This is a genomic window from Clostridium ragsdalei P11 (genome assembly GCF_001675165.1).
Lineage (GTDB): Bacteria > Bacillota > Clostridia > Clostridiales > Clostridiaceae > Clostridium_B > Clostridium_B ragsdalei.
This window is the reverse complement of sequence record NZ_LROS01000052.1, coordinates 1-2,039: the sequence shown is the minus strand read 5'-3', so window position 1 is coordinate 2,039 and position 2,039 is coordinate 1. Positions and strand designations below refer to the sequence as shown.

1 rRNA gene is annotated in these 2,039 nt (G+C 50.6%); it reads left to right on the top strand.

Features of this window, described 5'->3' with window-relative positions:
- Window positions 1-2,039, top strand: a 23S ribosomal RNA gene (locus CLRAG_RS16155); the annotation flags it as partial.

Below are 2,039 nucleotides of genomic sequence, written 5' to 3'. Positions count from 1 at the left end.
TGAAGCGGAAGTAAAATTCCGTGGAGGACCGAACCACGTTGGTGTTGAAAAACCATGGGATGAGCTGTGGATAGCGGAGAAATTCCAATCGAACTCGGAGATAGCTGGTTCTCCTCGAAATAGCTTTAGGGCTAGCGTCGGAAATGAGTAATGGAGGTAGAGCACTGAATGGGGTAGGGGCTGACAACAGTTACTGAACCTTATCAAACTCCGAATGCCATATACTTGAATTCCGGCAGTCAGACTGCGAATGATAAGATCCGTGGTCAAAAGGGAAACAGCCCAGACCACCAGCTAAGGTCCCAAAGTGTAAGTTAAGTGGGAAAGGATGTGTGATTTCTAAGACAACTAGGATGTTGGCTCAGAAGCAGCCACTCATTTAAAGAGTGCGTAATAGCTCACTAGTCAAGAGATCATGCGCCGAAAATGTCCGGGGCTAAAACTTACCACCGAAGCTGTGGACTCGAAAGAGTGGTAGAGGAGCATCCTGTATGAGTTGAAGTTGTACCGGAAGGAACAGTGGATTGTACAGGAGAGAGAATGCTGGCATAAGTAGCGAGAAATAAGTGAGAATCTTATTGGTCGAAAACCTAAGGTTTCCTGGGGAAGGTTCGTCCGCCCAGGGTAAGTCGGGACCTAAGCCGAGGCCGAAAGGCGTAGGTGATGGACAATCGGTTGAAATTCCGATACCGCATAAAAGCGTTTGACAAAAGGGATGACGCAGGAGGATAAGGTGTGCATACAAATGGATGTATGTCTAAGCACCGAGTCAGGTATACCAGGAAAATCCGGTATATCAATGATGAGGTGTGATGGGGAACCCGCAAGGGGAAGTACCTGATTTCACGCTGCCGAGAAAAGTCTCTATGGAGCTTTTATGTGCCCGTACCGCAAACCGACACAGGTAGGTGAGGAGAGAATCCTAAGACCATCGGAAGAATTGTTGTTAAGGAACTAGGCAAATTAACTCCGTAACTTAGGGAGAAGGAGAGCCACGCAAGTGGCCGCAGAGAAAAGGCTCAAGCAACTGTTTATCAAAAACACAGGTTTCTGCTAAAGCGAAAGCTGAAGTATAGGAGCTGACGCCTGCCCGGTGCTGGAAGGTTAAGGGGAAGACTTAGCGCAAGCGAAGGTCAGAACTTAAGCCCCAGTAAACGGCGGCCGTAACTATAACGGTCCTAAGGTAGCGAAATTCCTTGTCGGGTAAGTTCCGACCCGCACGAATGGCGTAATGATTTGAGCACTGTCTCGACAACAAATCCGGCGAAATTGAAGTGCAAGTGAAGATGCTTGCTACCCGCGATTGGACGGAAAGACCCCGTAGAGCTTTACTGCAGTTTAGCACTGAATTTCGGTATTGTCTGTACAGGATAGGTGGGAGACTAGGAAGTAGTGGCGCCAGCCATTACCGAGTCGATGTTGGGATACCACCCTGACAGTACTGGAATTCTAACCGGGCTCCATGAAACTGGAGACGGGACAATGTTAGGCGGGCAGTTTGACTGGGGCGGTCGCCTCCTAAAAAGTAACGGAGGCGTACAAAGGTTCCCTCAGAAGGGTTAGAAATTCTTCGAAGAGTGCAAAGGCAGAAGGGAGCTTGACTGCGACACAAACAAGTGGAGCAGGGACGAAAGTCGGGCTTAGTGATCCGGTGGTACCTCGTGGGAGGGCCATCGCTCAACGGATAAAAGCTACCTCGGGGATAACAGGCTGATCTCCCCCAAGAGTTCACATCGACGGGGAGGTTTGGCACCTCGATGTCGGCTCGTCGCATCCTGGGGCTGAAGTAGGTCCCAAGGGTTGGGCTGTTCGCCCATTAAAGCGGCACGCGAGCTGGGTTCAGAACGTCGTGAGACAGTTCGGTCCCTATCCGTCGCGGGCGCAGGAAATTTGAGAGGAGCTGTCCTTAGTACGAGAGGACCGGGATGGACCGACCGCTGGTGAACCAGTTGTTCCGCCAGGAGCATAGCTGGGTAGCCAAGTTGGGAAGGGATAAACGCTGAAAGCATCTAAGTGTGAAGCCCACCTCAAGATAAGAT